Source organism: Rhizobium leguminosarum bv. viciae USDA 2370, from assembly GCF_002008365.1.
In the GTDB taxonomy this organism is placed as follows: Bacteria; Pseudomonadota; Alphaproteobacteria; order Rhizobiales; family Rhizobiaceae; genus Rhizobium; species Rhizobium leguminosarum.
Genome location: NZ_MRDL01000059.1, coordinates 650,856 through 665,333 on the forward strand (window position 1 = coordinate 650,856; position 14,478 = coordinate 665,333).

General features: G+C 60.3%; 16 protein-coding genes. 9 read left to right on the forward strand and 7 right to left on the reverse strand.

The features are described 5' to 3' along the window. The first annotated feature begins 13 nt into the window (after positions 1-13). Together BS629_RS37080 and BS629_RS37085 are read left to right on the forward strand one after the other, a co-directional pair. Positions 14-1,288 (forward strand): ABC transporter substrate-binding protein, encoded by a 1,275-nt coding sequence (locus BS629_RS37080; RefSeq protein WP_026188722.1) that lies wholly within the window; start codon positions 14-16, stop codon positions 1,286-1,288. 76 nt (positions 1,289-1,364) lie between these two features. Further along, positions 1,365-3,215: a DUF2264 domain-containing protein gene (locus BS629_RS37085; protein WP_020493440.1), complete on the forward strand. Its 1,851-nt coding sequence runs from the start codon at positions 1,365-1,367 to the stop codon at positions 3,213-3,215. A gap of 47 nt (positions 3,216-3,262) precedes the next feature. On the opposite strand, the gene BS629_RS37090 is transcribed toward BS629_RS37085, so the two are convergent. Beyond that, a complete protein-coding gene (locus BS629_RS37090) occupies positions 3,263-3,769 on the reverse strand; it encodes an HIT family protein (RefSeq protein WP_018245940.1) in 507 nt (168 codons plus the stop codon). 249 nt (positions 3,770-4,018) lie between these two features. Between BS629_RS37090 and BS629_RS37095 the strand changes: the two genes are divergently transcribed. Both BS629_RS37095 and BS629_RS37100 read left to right on the forward strand, forming a co-directional pair. After that, positions 4,019-4,282 (forward strand): hypothetical protein, encoded by a 264-nt coding sequence (locus tag BS629_RS37095; protein WP_018245941.1) that lies wholly within the window; start codon positions 4,019-4,021, stop codon positions 4,280-4,282. Between the two features lie 44 nt (positions 4,283-4,326). After that, positions 4,327-4,596: a hypothetical protein gene (locus BS629_RS37100; RefSeq protein ID WP_018245942.1), complete on the forward strand. Its 270-nt coding sequence runs from the start codon at positions 4,327-4,329 to the stop codon at positions 4,594-4,596. Between the two features lie 148 nt (positions 4,597-4,744). Here BS629_RS37100 and BS629_RS37105 read toward each other — a convergent pair whose 3' ends face one another. The 4 genes from BS629_RS37105 to BS629_RS37120 all read right to left on the reverse strand — a co-directional run bounded on the left by BS629_RS37105 (position 4,745) and on the right by BS629_RS37120 (position 6,305). Then, positions 4,745-5,164 (reverse strand): HD domain-containing protein, encoded by a 420-nt coding sequence (locus BS629_RS37105; RefSeq protein ID WP_032981504.1) that lies wholly within the window; start codon positions 5,162-5,164, stop codon positions 4,745-4,747. 5 nt (positions 5,165-5,169) lie between these two features. Beyond that, on the reverse strand, positions 5,170-5,496 hold the full coding sequence (locus BS629_RS37110) for a DUF2934 domain-containing protein (protein WP_026188723.1): 327 nt from the start codon (positions 5,494-5,496) through the stop codon (positions 5,170-5,172). A gap of 53 nt (positions 5,497-5,549) precedes the next feature. After that, positions 5,550-5,906, reverse strand: coding sequence for a hypothetical protein (locus tag BS629_RS37115; protein WP_018245945.1), 357 nt, complete (start codon positions 5,904-5,906; stop codon positions 5,550-5,552). A gap of 108 nt (positions 5,907-6,014) precedes the next feature. Continuing rightward, positions 6,015-6,305, reverse strand: a complete 291-nt coding sequence (locus tag BS629_RS37120; protein ID WP_018245946.1) for a hypothetical protein — start codon at positions 6,303-6,305, stop codon at positions 6,015-6,017. A gap of 351 nt (positions 6,306-6,656) precedes the next feature. Here BS629_RS37120 and groES point away from each other — a divergent pair, with 351 nt between their 5' ends. The 3 genes from groES to BS629_RS37135 all read left to right on the forward strand — a co-directional run bounded on the left by groES (position 6,657) and on the right by BS629_RS37135 (position 9,071). After that, positions 6,657-6,971: a co-chaperone GroES gene (gene groES, locus BS629_RS37125; protein WP_018245947.1), complete on the forward strand. Its 315-nt coding sequence runs from the start codon at positions 6,657-6,659 to the stop codon at positions 6,969-6,971. 159 nt (positions 6,972-7,130) lie between these two features. Further along, positions 7,131-8,759, forward strand: coding sequence for a chaperonin GroEL (gene groL, locus BS629_RS37130; protein WP_018245948.1), 1,629 nt, complete (start codon positions 7,131-7,133; stop codon positions 8,757-8,759). A 54-nt stretch (positions 8,760-8,813) separates the two neighbouring features. Further along, positions 8,814-9,071 (forward strand): hypothetical protein, encoded by a 258-nt coding sequence (locus tag BS629_RS37135; RefSeq protein WP_018245949.1) that lies wholly within the window; start codon positions 8,814-8,816, stop codon positions 9,069-9,071. Here BS629_RS37135 and BS629_RS37140 read toward each other — a convergent pair. Next, positions 9,052-9,801: an SDR family oxidoreductase gene (locus BS629_RS37140; RefSeq protein ID WP_018245950.1), complete on the reverse strand. Its 750-nt coding sequence runs from the start codon at positions 9,799-9,801 to the stop codon at positions 9,052-9,054. The genes BS629_RS37135 and BS629_RS37140 overlap by 20 nt on opposite strands. Beyond that, positions 9,794-10,543 (reverse strand): SDR family NAD(P)-dependent oxidoreductase, encoded by a 750-nt coding sequence (locus tag BS629_RS37145; RefSeq protein ID WP_018245951.1) that lies wholly within the window; start codon positions 10,541-10,543, stop codon positions 9,794-9,796. The genes BS629_RS37140 and BS629_RS37145 overlap by 8 nt, the downstream gene beginning before the upstream one ends. A 98-nt stretch (positions 10,544-10,641) precedes the next feature. On the opposite strand from BS629_RS37145, the gene ydiJ reads away from it, so the two are divergent. Both ydiJ and BS629_RS37155 read left to right on the forward strand, forming a co-directional pair. Next, positions 10,642-13,701, forward strand: a complete 3,060-nt coding sequence (gene ydiJ / locus BS629_RS37150; RefSeq protein WP_018245952.1) for a D-2-hydroxyglutarate dehydrogenase YdiJ — start codon at positions 10,642-10,644, stop codon at positions 13,699-13,701. A gap of 45 nt (positions 13,702-13,746) precedes the next feature. After that, the gene (locus BS629_RS37155; RefSeq protein WP_018245953.1) at positions 13,747-14,478 is read left to right on the forward strand and encodes a FadR/GntR family transcriptional regulator; all 732 of its coding nucleotides are present in this window, start codon (positions 13,747-13,749) and stop codon (positions 14,476-14,478) included.

A 14,478-nucleotide genomic window follows, 5' to 3' on the forward strand; every position in this document is an offset into this window, starting at 1 on the left:
AAGGAGAACGGGAATGTATTTGGATAAATTCGGGAGGACGATGAGACTTGCCTTGGCAGGTTTCACCTTGGCCGCAACGACGGCCGGCGCAGCGCTTGCCGAGGACGCCGTGACGCTCAAATGGGCTTTGTGGGACTGGGACAAGACCGCCTATTACAAGCCGTTGATCGAGGCCTATCAGGCCAAACACCCCAACGTGAAGTTCGAGCCGATGGACCTCGGCTCGCAGGACTATCAGCAGATGATCTCGACGCAGCTGACCGGCGGCTCCAAGGATATCGACATCGTCACCATCAAGGATGTGCCGGGCTACACCAACCTGGTGCGCGCCGGCAACATCGCCGATCTCAGCAGCTTCGTGAAGGATCAGAAGATCGACCCGGCTCCCTATGGCGGCCTGATCGAGGAACTGACCATCGACGGCAAGGTCTATTCGCTGCCGTTCCGCTCCGACTTCTGGATCGTCTATTACAATAAAGACATATTCGACAAAGCAGGCGTCCCCTACCCTACCAATGACATGACCTGGGCGCAATTCGACGCGACTGCCGAGAAGCTTACCGGCGGCATGGGCACCAACAAGACCTACGGCGCGCTCCTGCATACCTGGCGGTCGACCGTTCAGCTGCCCGGCGTCCTCGACGGAAAACACACGCTGGTCGACGGCGACTACGACTTCCTCAAGCCCTGGTACGATAGGGCGCTCACCCTGCAGAAGGATGGGGCGATTCCCTCCTACGCCTTCCTGAAGACGTCAAACACGCATTATTCGGCGCTCTTCTTCAACGGCACGATCGGCATGCTGCCGATGGGAACCTGGTTCGTCGGCACCCAGATCACCAAGGTGAAATCGGGTGAATCGAAGAGCAAGAACTGGGGCATCGTCAAGTTCCCGCATCCCGACGGCGTCGCGGCCGGGACAACGGCCGCGCAGATCTCCGGGCTGGCGGTCAACGCCAATTCCGACCACAAGGATGCAGCTCTCGATTTCATCAAGTTCGTCACCGGTCCTGAGGGCGCTGATGTCATCGCGTCGACGGGCACCTTCCCCGCGCTCAAGACGGATGACGTCAGCGCCAAGATCGCGGCAACGCCGGGCTTTCCTGAGGATGCGGCCAGCAAGGAGGCGCTGAAGCCGTTGAAAACCTACCTTGAGATGGCGGTCAACCCAAACGCCGCCAAGATCGAGGTGGTGCTCAACCGTGTGCATGACGCGATCATGACCGACAACACCACCGTCGACGACGGGTTGAAGGAAATGACCGAAGGCGTGAAGGCCATCAAGTAGGCCCACGAGATATCGACGGCCGCGGGTTACCATCCGCCCGCGGCCGATCGGGTTTTTCATGAATTTCGAGCTGACAATGATATATGATCCCGCCCGGGCCAATCCGCTTTTCGGCAATCCCCTGAAGACACGCGACGACCTCTCCAAGGCCGTCATCGATCTGTTCGAACCGCTGCTGCCGTATTTTTCCGAAGGCGGCGCTCGTGTGCGCCTCGGTGCAGCCGGCGCGATCTTCGACCGGGCAGCGGCGGACCTGGAAGGATTTGCGCGGCCGCTCTGGGGAATTGTTCCGCTCGCTGCCGGCGGCGGTGCGTTCCCGCATTGGGAGCTCTATCGGCGCGGGCTCGCAAACGGCACCAATCCTGCTCATCCCGAATATTGGGGCGATCTTACCGACCGCAATCAGCGGCTGGTCGAGCTCGCCGCCGTCGGCTTCGCCCTGGCGCTTGTCCCCGAGCATATCTGGGAACCGCTTGACGACAGCGATAAGAAGACGGTCGCTGCCTATCTTCTCAGAGCGCGCGAGCTGGAATTCATCGACAACAACTGGAAATTCTTTCGTGTGCTCATCGATCTCGGGCTGGAACGCGTAAGCGTGGCGTTCGATCACCGGAAAACCCTCGCCTATCTCGAAGAACTGGAAGCTTTCGACCTCGGGGAAGGCTGGTATCGCGACGGACCGGTCCGGCGGGTCGATCATTACATTCCCTTCGCCATGCATTTCTACGGCCTGATCTATGCGGTGCTGGCGCGAGGCGACGAGGCGCGCAAGGACCGCTTCCGGCGTCGCGCCCAGACCTTTGCCGGGGATATCCGCCACTGGTTCGGCCCCGATGGCGCGGCACTTGCCTTCGGCCGCAGCCAGACCTACCGCTTCGCGGCGGGCGGCTTTTGGGGCGCGCTTGCCTTTGCCGGCGTCGAAGCCCTGCCCTGGGCCGAGATCAAGGGCTATTACATGCGCCATATCCGCTGGTGGTCGGCGATGCCGATTGCCGAGCGCGACGGCGTTCTCTCCGTCGGCTACGGCTACCCGAACCTCTTCATGAGCGAGAGCTACAATTCTCCCGGGTCACCCTATTGGGCGCTGAAATTCTTCCTGCCGCTCGCTCTTGCGGGGGATCATCCGTTCTGGACCGCCGAGGAGGCGCCGCAGCCGGAATTTCCGGAGCCGGTCGCTTTGACGCCGGCGGGAATGGTCGCCATGCACACGCCGGGAAACGTGGTTGTGCTCTCCTCGGGGCAGCAGCACGACAAGATGCTCGGCGCAAACGAGAAATATTCGAAATTCGTCTATTCCACGCGCTACGCTTTCAACATCGAAGCCGACGACCGGAATTTCTCCGCCGCAAGCTTCGACGGCATGATCGGTCTCTCAGACGACGGCGTCCATTTCCGCATGCGGGAAACCCTCGAAGAGGCGTTGATAACAGGCGACCTGCTCTATTCGCGCTGGCGCCCCTGGAACGACGTCACCATCGAAACCTGGCTGCTTCCCGAAAACCCGTGGCACATCCGCCTACACCGCATCGCTACGCCGCGCGCCCTCAGCACCATCGAAGGCGGCTTTGCGATCGAACGCGCGGATTTCAATGCCGACCGCTCCGATGCAAGGGATGGCCGGGCTGTCTGGTACGGGCAGACCGACGTCAGCGCTATCGTGGATCTATCGCCCAATCCGAGGGCCGGCCATGCGATGAGCCCGATCCCAAACACCAACCTCATCCACGCCAAGACCCTGCTGCCGCAGCTGCGCGGCGAAATCGGCCCCGGAACCATCGTGCTCGCAACTGCGGCAATGGCCCTGCCCAGTCGCGAGAATTGGGCAAATGCGCTCGATAACCCGCCCGCCAACCCCCGCCTCGACGAGGTGGAGCGGCTCTTTCGAGAGAAAGGCGCGGGGGTGCCGGCATTCGCTCTCGGGACGTAGCTCGGAGGCACTGGCTTCCGGGTTTCAACCGCGAGCCGGACGGTTGATTATCGGGCGGTCAACTCGGAACGATATGCTTCGGCAATGCGCTGCGCCAACTGTGCCATTTGATCGTCAGGTATCTGCAGAACCCCGTACTCCGCCATCAGCGCGTGGTATTGCTGCTCTTCAAGAGGCACACCAGAGGCTAAGGGAACGACATGAAAATGCAGGTGGCTATTGGCTTGCTGGCTGCCGAGCGAAAGCACATAAATTCGTTCGGCGTCGAACACGCTTTTGAGCGCGCGAGACAAAATATGCACATTCTCCTGTAGTCGAAGATATTCATCGGTCGACATGTCTCGCGCCAGATCCTCGAGGTGCTCCCTCGGACAGACAAGGCAATAGCCGGGCAGAGTGGGATACTTGCTCAGGAAGATGATCGTCTCGTCGTCTTCAAAAACGCGATGATGAAAGAAGTCGGGGTCATTCCTGACCAATCCGCAGATAAAGCATGACCTTGTTCCGATGTCGTGCACATAGGCCCTGAGATCAAATGGTCGGCGTTCGTTCATCCTGAACCTCCGTCGTCTCTCGCGCGGCGGTCGCGGACGCCTGAACTATTGCGAAAGCCATTGCCGGAAAAATAACACGCGCCAAAACCGGTGGCCAACCGTAATATTTTCGGATTACTCCAAATAATTATATTTATATCTTCGGTAGAAATAGCAAAACACCCCCTCATCGCAATATTGTTGAACTAAAGTTTAGCAAAGCGTAGTGATGTACTGGCCTTTCATTTTTCAAGGCCAGAGGAGGATGCAATGCCTACCATAATGGTCCATCACAATGTCAAAGACACGAAGCACTGGCTCGCTTCACCCATCCGCAAGCAGGTATTGGAACCGATTGGCGTCACGAACATTCGCACGTTTACAGACCCTCAAACGTCTAATCGCGTTGGTTTGGTCATGGACGTTGCTGATATGGAAAAGTTGATGGCCTTCATGCAGACCAAGGCAGCGGCCGATGCGATGGCGAATGATGGTGTCTTGCCCGAGACCATGGTGTTCCTCGTGCAATCGTAAAACGCCTCTCAACCAAACCTGGAAATGCAACGCGGGAGGATGATATGACGACGTTATTCGTAAGGCACGAGGTCTCCGATTACGCCGCCTGGCGCAAGATATATGATGCGTTTTCGCCGGTGCAGAAGGCCAATGGGGTGACGGCGCAAGCCGTTTATCGAGCCATCGACAATCCGAACGATATTACCGTCACCCACGAGTTTGCCACGCTTGAAGCGGCGCAAACGTTCAGCAAGCTGGACGAGCTGAAGACGGCGATGCGCACGGGAGGCGTGCTCGGCGCGCCGACCGTGTGGTTTACCAACAAAGCATGAAATAGAGCCAACGACCTCCGCCGCTGCAACCGGAGGCCAGGTTGCAGTCGCGCTCGGCACATGACATGGAAGCCGAGCAGTGCGCTCTTGCGCCGATTGCCAACCTTGGTGGCAGTTGCAGGCGAACTGCGCAAATTTGTCCGAACTCCTATTGTCCGTTCCTGATGTCGCGCAGAAGATCCAGGCCGCGCTGGTATTTTTCCGTTTTCTTGCCAGCTTGTTCGGCCTGCCGGAGATTATCTTCGAGATCGGCCCGTTTGACGGGCAAGGCCAGCGGGTTTGATGCCGCACGTCTGACGAAGTCGTCATCCGGCTCGTCCGGCCGCCTTGTCAGAGCATTCACCGCCGAGATGATCGCCGGCGGAAAGCCTTCTTCCCTCAGCCTGTCGAGCGTCCAGCCGCTTCCCTTCTCGACGACGTCATGAAGATAGGCGACCGTTCGCGTCTCGTCACCGGAAACCAGAAGGGCTACCCGCTGGCAGTGCTCGAAGAACGGCCGGCCGGTTTTGTCCGCCTTACCTTCATGGGCCGTAAGAGCAATCTGGATGGCATGGTCGAGATGCTGCATGGCGATCACGGTCCCTCGGTCTTCCTGATCTTCCGTCGGGAAGGCTTTTCGCCCGTCGTCATCTCGATGCCAGGGACGGGAGCCACGGCGGCCTGGACAGGCCTCGCCGGCCGCCGATCGAGATCGCCGCTCTCACCGGCGCCTTGAAGCAGCGCTGCATCATCCCTATCGTCTTCATCGAGCAGGTTCTGCAGCGTCTCATGCTCATCCTCGCCGGCAAGTTCGTCGCAGGCTTGAAGCCAATGGCGCTCGTCGGCGCCATCCGGGCGGCCCTCGGCCTCCCAGATCTCGTAGGCACGGCGACGGATCTGCTCGTGCTTGTCTATAGCCATGATCGCCTCCAGGGGCATTTGATGAGCCATCCGAGGAACGGGCCCAGTCGCTTTCACGGCGTGTTGACGGTTGGAAGAAAATCCTCCACCTGTTTGCGCTTGCCCTTCGAAAGCGTCTCCACCCGTTCCTTCCAGAACCGCTCGGCCTCGGGTGGATCCTCATCCCATTGGCGAACATCGGTGATGTTGTCGTCGATCATGGACCGACGGTGGCCGCCAAGGCTGAGATATTCTTTCGCAAGCTTCAGGCTTGGGGTTTCAGTGCCGCTATCGCGATCTGATGTCGAACTCACGTTGCGCCGGGCATTTTCCAATGCTCGCTTGCGATCGGTCTCGGCTCGCTCCGTATCGGCGGAACGAGCGTCATCTGTCCCGCTCTCGGGCGGCACGTTGGATCTGGAAGTCATCATGGATCACCTCTCGATGTTGTGATCCAATAACCTTTGCAAGCAGTGAGAGTTCCGCGTGGGTTGCGATTGATTTGAGCGGGCGATCGAGCCGCACCGTCCGGGCGGCAATCAATGAACGGCCATACTCACCATTCGATAGGGGTGCACGGCCTCGAATTGCGAGATCATCGCCGTCGCCTGCTGAAATACGAGCTCGGCATTTTCTGGATCGTCACGGGCGAGTTCATCGGCATTGACGCGGATCGCTTCGGCCATGTTGTTGGAAAGTGCGGCGAAATGCGTATTGCCTTCGACATAGGCCTCACGCGCCGTGTCCTCCAGCGTTCGAGCGATATCGACGAGGATTTCCTCGCGTTCCTCGATACTGAGGTCTTTGATTATATTGGTCTTCTCTTCCATGTCACTCACTCCAAAAGACGTGGGACGCTGCTCGAGCTCATTAAGCCTCGATCATCAAAGAGTTGGGAACGCCGAAATCCGGATTCAAGTTCAGTATAGCTCGAACTCGCCTCCGGTACGGCGCCATCGCCTTCATCATTCGAACGCGGGAGCCGATTTTCTGTTCCCTGCCAGGCGTTGGCACTCACGGGCAGGGAGTGCTAATTTTTCTTTCATCCCTCTTGAATTGCAAAGCCGTCGAACCAAATCATTCTCGCACGGCTCGCGGCTCGCGCGCTGCGCACCCGCCCGGATTGGTCATCCGGTCCGGCTAGGGAACAACGTCATCATTGTTTGTCGATGGAGGAAGACATGTCGTTCCGACCGCTTCATGACCGCATTCTCGTCCGCCGGGTCGATTCAGAGGAAAAGACCAAGGGCGGCATCATCATTCCCGATACCGCCAAGGAGAAACCGCAGGAAGGCGAGGTCATCGCCGTCGGCCCCGGCGCACGCAACGACGCCGGCCAGATACAGGCGCTCGACGTCAAGGCCGGCGATCGCATCCTATTCGGCAAATGGTCCGGTACCGAGATCAAGATCAACGGCGAAGACCTGCTGATCATGAAGGAAAGCGACGTGATGGGCATCATCGAAGCCCAGGGCGAAAAGAAGCAGGCCGCATGAGATCCCTGCGGACATCAGTCAATGCAGGGCAGGAGCGCATCAGCTTTTCATGGAAACGCAGAACCGCTCCAAGCTTTTATTTCTGACGCAATTCCGAACGGAAAAACCGCTACGCACTTTTCCTGGAATTGCTCTGGCTGCCTATGAAGGAGTGAGGACATGGCTGCTAAAGAAATCAAATTCAGCACCGAAGCCCGCGAGAAGATGTTGCGTGGCGTCGACATCCTGGCCAACGCCGTGAAGGCGACCCTCGGCCCGAAGGGCCGCAACGTCGTGATCGACAAGTCGTTCGGCGCCCCGCGCATCACCAAGGACGGGGTTTCGGTCGCCAAGGAAATCGAACTCGAAGACAAGTTCGAGAATATGGGCGCCCAGATGGTCCGCGAAGTTGCTTCGAAGACCAGCGACATTGCCGGCGACGGCACCACCACCGCAACGGTGCTGGCCCAGGCGATCGTCAAGGAGGGCGCCAAGGCAGTTACCTCAGGGATGAACCCGATGGACCTGAAACGCGGCATCGATCTTGCGGTCGCCGCCATCGTCGCGGAACTGAAGGCCAATGCCCGCAAGATCTCAAACAATTCCGAAATCGCCCAGGTCGGCACGATCTCCGCCAATGGCGATGCCGAAATCGGCCGCTTTTTGGCGGAAGCCATGGAAAAGGTCGGCAATGATGGCGTCATCACCGTCGAAGAAGCCAAGACCGCCGAAACCGAACTCGAAGTTGTCGAAGGCATGCAGTTCGATCGCGGCTATCTCAGCCCCTACTTCGTGACTAATGCCGACAAGATGCGGGTGGAGTTCGAAGACCCTTATATCCTCATCCACGAGAAGAAGCTCTCGAACCTGCAGTCTATGCTGCCGGTTCTCGAAGCCGTCGTCCAGTCCAGCAAGCCGCTGCTCATCATCGCTGAAGATGTCGAAGGCGAAGCCCTCGCAACGCTCGTCGTCAACAAGCTGCGCGGCGGCCTGAAGATCGCCGCCGTCAAGGCGCCCGGCTTCGGCGACCGCCGCAAGGCCATGCTCGAAGACATCGCCATCCTGACCGCCGGCACCGTCATCTCCGAAGATCTCGGCATCAAGCTCGAATCCGTCACGCTCGACATGCTCGGCCGTGCCAAGAAGGTGTCGATCGAGAAGGAGAACACCACAATCGTCGACGGTTCGGGCGCCAAGACGGACATCGAAGGTCGTGTGGCCCAGATCAAGGCTCAGATCGAAGAAACCACCTCCGACTACGACCGCGAGAAGCTGCAGGAGCGCCTTGCCAAGCTCGCGGGCGGCGTTGCCGTCATCCGCGTCGGCGGCTCGACGGAGGTCGAGGTGAAGGAGAAGAAGGACCGCGTCGACGACGCGCTTCACGCAACCCGCGCGGCGGTCGAGGAAGGCATTCTGCCGGGCGGCGGTGTGGCGCTGCTGCGCGCCGTCAAGGCGCTCGACGCCGTCAAGACCGCCAATGGTGACCAGCGCGTCGGTGTCGACATCGTTCGCCGCGCGGTCGAGGCGCCGGCTCGCCAGATCGCAGAAAACGCCGGCGCGGAAGGCTCGGTCATTGTCGGCAAGCTGCGCGAGAAGAGCGAGTTCTCCTACGGCTGGAACGCTCAGACGGGCGAATATGGCGACCTTTATGCACAGGGCGTCATCGATCCGGCCAAGGTGGTTCGCACCGCGCTGCAGGATGCGGCCTCCATCGCCGGCCTTCTCGTCACGACGGAAGCCATGATCGCCGAGAAGCCCAAGAAGGACGCGCCGCCGCCAATGCCCGCCGGCCCCGGCATGGATTTCTAAGGCGTTTGCCGGCCCGCCGGCCTCGCCGGGCGGGCCTCATCCGAGGGAATAGAGATGGTTCAAACGATCAAAAACCGATCGCAGGTGCCGCTGGACTCCCGCGATCTTGAAACCTGCCAGCGCGTCTTCGACAGGCTCAGCGCCGATTACGGGGTGGCAAGGGACAGCGACGAAGCCGAACGAATGGCGAGCATCGTCATCGAGCTCTACCGACAGGGCGTGCGCGACCCCGATCACCTGCAGTCGATGGTCGAGGCGGCCCGCGGCCTCTTCGAAGCGAGCGAGCGCCCGCCTACTGCTCCGGGAATTTGACCATGGTGCCGCCGCCGGTCGCCTGGTCCGTCGGGAAGACCTCTATCCTGGCGACGTCGACGAAGACGGGAAGCTCGATGGCGTTGGAGATGATCGAGGCGATGTGGGAAGGCTGGATCGGACGGTAGCCGTCATAAAGCAGGGTCCGCGCCTGGTTGCCCGCTATTGCGGTTCGATAAAGCTCCGTCTGGACTCGACCCGGCACCACCTCGGTCACGCGAACCGAGGTCCCGAGCAGGTCGCAGCGCAGATTGTCGCAAAACAGGCTGAGCCCGGCCTTCGACGGGCCGTAGGCCGCCATGTTCGGATAGGGTGCCTGGCCGCCGCTCGAACCGATATAGATCAGGTGGCCGCGCTTTCGCTCGACCATAGCAGGCAGGAATGCGCGGGTCAGATGCATCGGGGCTTTGAGATTGATGTCGATCATGGCATCGATCTCGGACGGTTCGATCTCGCTGAATGTCGCCCGTGTCGAGAGAATGCCGGCATTGTTGACCAGGATGTCGACGTCTGTTCCGTGAAGCTGCTTGACGATTTCGGCGGTATCGCGCACATCGGCACGGACCGGCTTCGCCCCGCTTTCCCGCGCCAATTCCTCGAGCGCCTCGGCGTTTCGGCCAACGGCATAAACCGTCAGCCCCATCTCGCGTAGTTTGCCGACGGTGGCGCGACCGATGCCGCTCGTCGCACCGGTGACCAGGGCAACCTGATAGGGCAGCGGCTCAGACATAGATGTAGCCTCCGCTGACGACGACGTTTTCGCCGGTGGCATAGGTGTTGCGGCTCGATGCCATCATGACAATCCACTCCGCCATTTCGACCGGCTCGGCTGCGCGGCCAAGCGCGCTGGCCTTGGCCAGTTCCGGAAGAAATCCCAGCTCCCTGGCGCGATCCGTCGCAAAACCGGCAGGAGCGACGGAATTGACAAGGATCTGGTCCTTGGCGCATTCCTGGGCAAAAGATTTCGTCAGACTGACGACAGCCGCCTTGGTTGCGGCGTAATGCGCATTCTGGGGATGAGCCTTGAAAGCATCGACCGAGGTCACGTTGACAATCCGCCCGGTAACCTCGGGCGCGTTCACGTGCTGGCGCATATGAAGAACGGCGGCCACCATCATATGATAGGTACCCTTCACGTTGATCGCATTTTCGAGGTCCCATTCCTCGTCGGTGATCTCGAGGATAGGGCGTCTCGGATAGATGGCGGCGCTGTTGACGAGCACGTGAATCCGACCGAGCTTGCCGGCGATCTCATTGAACCCGCGATGAGCCGTTTCCGCCCGGGAAATGTCGGCAACCGCCGTTTCCACCTCGGCGCCCAGAGCGCGAAGCGCATCGGCCGAGACGCCGAGCAGCTGCTCGTTGCGATCGATGAGCCCAATCCTGGTCGCCCCATGCGATATCATCAGCTTGGCCGTCGTCAATCCGAGCCCGGAAGCGCCGCCGACGATGATTGCGGTCTGGTTCTTCAAAGTTCCACCTCAGTATTTTCAGTTACGCCACTAGCATTGTATGTTATCACTTATATGCCAACTTCGACAAAGCTCAAGTGCATTCTGAAGGTCTCGAAATGATTCCACGCCTCCGGCCGAACGGTTCAATCCCCCTTCCCGCTGTGGGATTCTTCCAGCGGCTCATCGAGGCAGGGTTCGATGGCGACATCGAAACCGGTGCGGCGAGCCGGACCGTTTTTTCGACCGACAATTCCATCTATCAGATCGAGCCGACCGGTATCCTCTTCCCCAAGGGCATCGAAGACCTGCAGATTACGGCGGCCGTGCTGTCGGAACCGGCCTTTCGCGGGATCACTGTCGCCCCGCGCGGCGGCGGAACCGGCACGAACGGTCAATCCCTCACGTCGGGCATCGTCGTCGACTGCTCGCGACATATGAATTCCATTCTCGAGATCGACCCGATCAGGAGAATTGCGCGGGTCCAGGCGGGTGTGGTCAAGGATCAGTTGAACCGGGCGCTGAAACCCTACGGCCTGTTTTTTGCGCCTGAACTCTCCACCTCCAATCGCGCCACCATCGGCGGCATGGTCTCCACCGATGCCTGCGGCCAGGGTTCATGCCTCTACGGCAAAACCAGCAACCATGTGCTGGGATTGCGCATCGTGCTTGCGAATGGGACCGACTGGTGGTCGCGCCCGCTCGATCCTGAGGTACTCGCGGAGATCGCCGGGCGACAGGACCGTGTCGGCGAAATCCACAGGACGGTCGACCGCATCGCGCGCGAAAAACGCGACCGGATCGCCGAGATTTTTCCGAAACTCAACCGCTATATGACCGGTTACGACCTCGCTCACATCCGGCGGGACGACGGACGCTTCGACCTCAATGCCATCCTCTGCGGCTCGGAGGGAACGCTGGCGATGATCGCCGAAGCCGAACTCAACCTTCTGCCAATCCCCGCCCATGCGGCATTGATCAACATTCGCTACGGGGACTTCAACACCGCATTGGAGGATGCCCGCACGCTTGTGGCACTCAAGGTCGCCTCGGTGGAAACGGTCGATGAGAAAGTTCTCGGGCTCGCCAGGGGCGACATCGTTTGGACGGGCATTGCCCGCTTTTTTCCCGACAATGCAGGCGGAACCACGAACGGCATCAATATCGCCGAAGTGCTCGCCGACGATGAGGCTGAACTCGAACGCAAACTGGCCGAGGTGACCGCCGCGCTTGCCACGGGCGCGAATGCCCGTCACCTGGGTTATACGATCGCGCGGGATCATGCCGATGTCGAGGCGATCTGGTCGATGCGCAAACGGGCGGTCGGCCTGCTCGGCAATGTGGACGGACCGGTCAGGCCTGTCGCCTTCGTCGAGGACACCGCCGTGCCGCCGGAAAACCTCGCGGCCTATATCCGCGAATTCCGCGCATTGCTTGATGGCGCGGGCCTTTCCTACGGCATGTTCGGCCATGTCGATGCCGGCGTCCTGCACGTGCGGCCTGCCCTCGATCTCACCCGCGATGACCATGTCCGGCTGGTCCGGGAGGTCAGCGACGCCGTCGTGGCGCTGACGCGTAGATATGGCGGCGTGCTCTGGGGGGAGCACGGCAAGGGGGTACGTTCCGAATATGTGCCTGAATTCTTCGGCGACCTCTATCCCAGCCTGCAGGAGATCAAACGGGCTTTCGATCCGGAAAACCGCCTCAACCCTGGCAAGATCGCAACGCCTTCCAGCGGCCAAGAGCTGCTGAAGATCGACGAGGTTCCGCTGCGGGGAGACGTCGACCGCATCATCGGCAACGAGATCCGCGCAGCCTTCGACAACGCTGCCTATTGCAACGGCAACGGCGCCTGTTTCGATTTCGACGAAACGAGCCCCATGTGCCCCTCCTACAAGGCGACACGCGATCGGCGTTTTTCGCCCAAGGGCCGCGCCGCTCTGATGCGGGAATGGCTGAGGCAGCTTGCCGAGAAGGGCATCGATCCCCGCCAGGAGGCAAAACGCCTGCGGCAGAGCGTTCCGCTCGCGAGCTTCGCGCGGCGTGTCTTCAACTCCCTGAACCCTCAAAATCGGGACGACTTTTCCCACGAAGTCCGCGCTTCGATGGACACCTGTCTGGCGTGCAAAGCCTGCGCGGGACAATGTCCCGTAAAAGTCAGCGTCCCGGCCTTCCGCTCCAAATTCCTGGAACTTTACTACGGGCGCTACCTCCGTCCGCTGAAGGATCCGCTGGTAGCAGCCATCGAGACCACCCTGCCCCTGGTCCATCGGATACGGCCGGCCTACAACCTGGTCGTCGGCACGCGAGCCGGCAGGATGATGATGCGCGTTGCCGGACTGACGTCCCTGCCCCACCTGCCGCGGCTCTCTCTGGCGAAGGAGGCCGCCCGCCTTGGCGTGCCGCTTGCGACCCCTCGGCGGATCGAGGCATTGTCGCCGCGTGAGAGGGAGCAGAGCGTCATCTTCGTCGCCGATGCGTTTACCGCCTATTTCGATCCTGAGGTCGCTCTCGCCGCGATCGGGCTTGCGCGGAAAATGGGGCTTTCGCCGTTCCTCGCCGCGTCCCACGTCAATGGCAAAGCCCTGCACGTTCATGGCTACCTCGGACGTTTCGAGGCTGCGGCCGGGCGGACCGCGCACTATCTTCAGCAGTTGAATGACGCGGGCGTGGCGCTTGTGGGGCTCGATCCGTCGATGACGCTTGCGTTCCGCAGCGAATACAAGGGGGTGCTGAAGGCGAGCATCCTCCTTCCGCAGGAATGGCTGGCCGCCAACCTCGGCCGCCTTGCCGCATCACCCTCCGCCGCCAAAGGCAGGAGCTTCCGGTTGATGGCCCATTGCACCGAACGCACCAATGCGCCCGCCTCCATTGCGCAATGGAAACAGGTGTTCGGCAGCCTCGGCATCGACCTTCAGGCAGCAGAAACGGGTTGTTGCGGAATGGCCGGTACCTTTGGCCACGAGGCCCGCAATCGACCGATCTCCGAGCGCCTCTATGCGATGAGCTGGAAGCCGGAGGTCGATGCCGCCGGCGACAACGACAGTCTCATGGCCACCGGATATTCATGCCGCTCGCAGGTGAAGGAAATCGACAACAAGCGCCTCCCGCACCCCTTTCAGGTCATCGATAAGATAATGTCTGAAAGAGCCGACATTCCGCAATCAGACGTGGCATGATATGTGATATGTGCTAAATTTGATCGTGAAAATCGGAGCAAACCAGTGTCAATCATCACGCAACGAGGCAATCTCGCGGAAATCGTCGTTGCGAAGCTGATGGAACGGATCGACTCCGGTCTTTATGCTCCCGGCGAGAAAATTCCGTCAAGTGCCCAGCTGTGCGAAGAGTTCGGCGTGTCCCGAACCGTCATTCGCGAGGCGCTCACCTCTCTCAAGGTTGGCGGACGTGTGACCGCGCGACAGGGTGCCGGCGTCTACGTGAGCGACAAGGACGCAAAGACCCTCAATTTCGAAATCAGCCGCATCGAGGACATTCGCTCCGCGATGCAGATCCTGGAATTGCGGCTCGGCGTCGAGATACAATCCGTCGCCCTTGCAGCGTCGAGGCGCACGCCGGAGGCGCTGGCTGAAATTGCCCGCGCCTACGACAACCTTGAAAACCTGGTGACGGACGATGCCGAGGTCGAAGCACGCGCCGATTTCGAGTTTCACCTTGCGATCGCCCGTGCCACCCGCAATCCCCACTTCCCGAGTTTTCTGGAAGCGGTGATAGAGAGCATCAATTTCGACCTCGTACTCAAGCATCGCCAATCGGCGCGCGGCTACAGCACCTACCTGAAGAAGATCAACAAGGAACATGCCGCGATCCTGGCCGCCATCACCCAGGGTGATGCCAAGGCTGCGAAGGCCGCGCTGATCGTCCATCTGGAGGAAAGCCTCCATCGTTACCGCACGATGCTCAATGAGCCGACGAGCAGCGAAACGGAGAATTAA

Bases quoted from the DNA above. Each gene is read 5' to 3' on its own strand.
- BS629_RS37080 (WP_026188722.1), top strand. From the start codon at position 14: ATGTATTTGGATAAATTCGGGAGGACGATGAGACTTGCCTTGGCAGGT.
- BS629_RS37085 (WP_020493440.1), top strand. From the start codon at position 1,365: ATGATATATGATCCCGCCCGGGCCAATCCGCTTTTCGGCAATCCCCTG.
- BS629_RS37090 (WP_018245940.1), bottom strand. From the start codon at position 3,769: ATGAACGAACGCCGACCATTTGATCTCAGGGCCTATGTGCACGACATC.
- BS629_RS37095 (WP_018245941.1), top strand. From the start codon at position 4,019: ATGCCTACCATAATGGTCCATCACAATGTCAAAGACACGAAGCACTGG.
- BS629_RS37100 (WP_018245942.1), top strand. From the start codon at position 4,327: ATGACGACGTTATTCGTAAGGCACGAGGTCTCCGATTACGCCGCCTGG.
- BS629_RS37105 (WP_032981504.1), bottom strand. From the start codon at position 5,164: ATGCAGCATCTCGACCATGCCATCCAGATTGCTCTTACGGCCCATGAA.
- BS629_RS37110 (WP_026188723.1), bottom strand. From the start codon at position 5,496: ATGGCTATAGACAAGCACGAGCAGATCCGTCGCCGTGCCTACGAGATC.
- BS629_RS37115 (WP_018245945.1), bottom strand. From the start codon at position 5,906: ATGATGACTTCCAGATCCAACGTGCCGCCCGAGAGCGGGACAGATGAC.
- BS629_RS37120 (WP_018245946.1), bottom strand. From the start codon at position 6,305: ATGGAAGAGAAGACCAATATAATCAAAGACCTCAGTATCGAGGAACGC.
- groES (WP_018245947.1), top strand. From the start codon at position 6,657: ATGTCGTTCCGACCGCTTCATGACCGCATTCTCGTCCGCCGGGTCGAT.
- groL (WP_018245948.1), top strand. From the start codon at position 7,131: ATGGCTGCTAAAGAAATCAAATTCAGCACCGAAGCCCGCGAGAAGATG.
- BS629_RS37135 (WP_018245949.1), top strand. From the start codon at position 8,814: ATGGTTCAAACGATCAAAAACCGATCGCAGGTGCCGCTGGACTCCCGC.
- BS629_RS37140 (WP_018245950.1), bottom strand. From the start codon at position 9,801: ATGTCTGAGCCGCTGCCCTATCAGGTTGCCCTGGTCACCGGTGCGACG.
- ydiJ (WP_018245952.1), top strand. From the start codon at position 10,642: ATGATTCCACGCCTCCGGCCGAACGGTTCAATCCCCCTTCCCGCTGTG.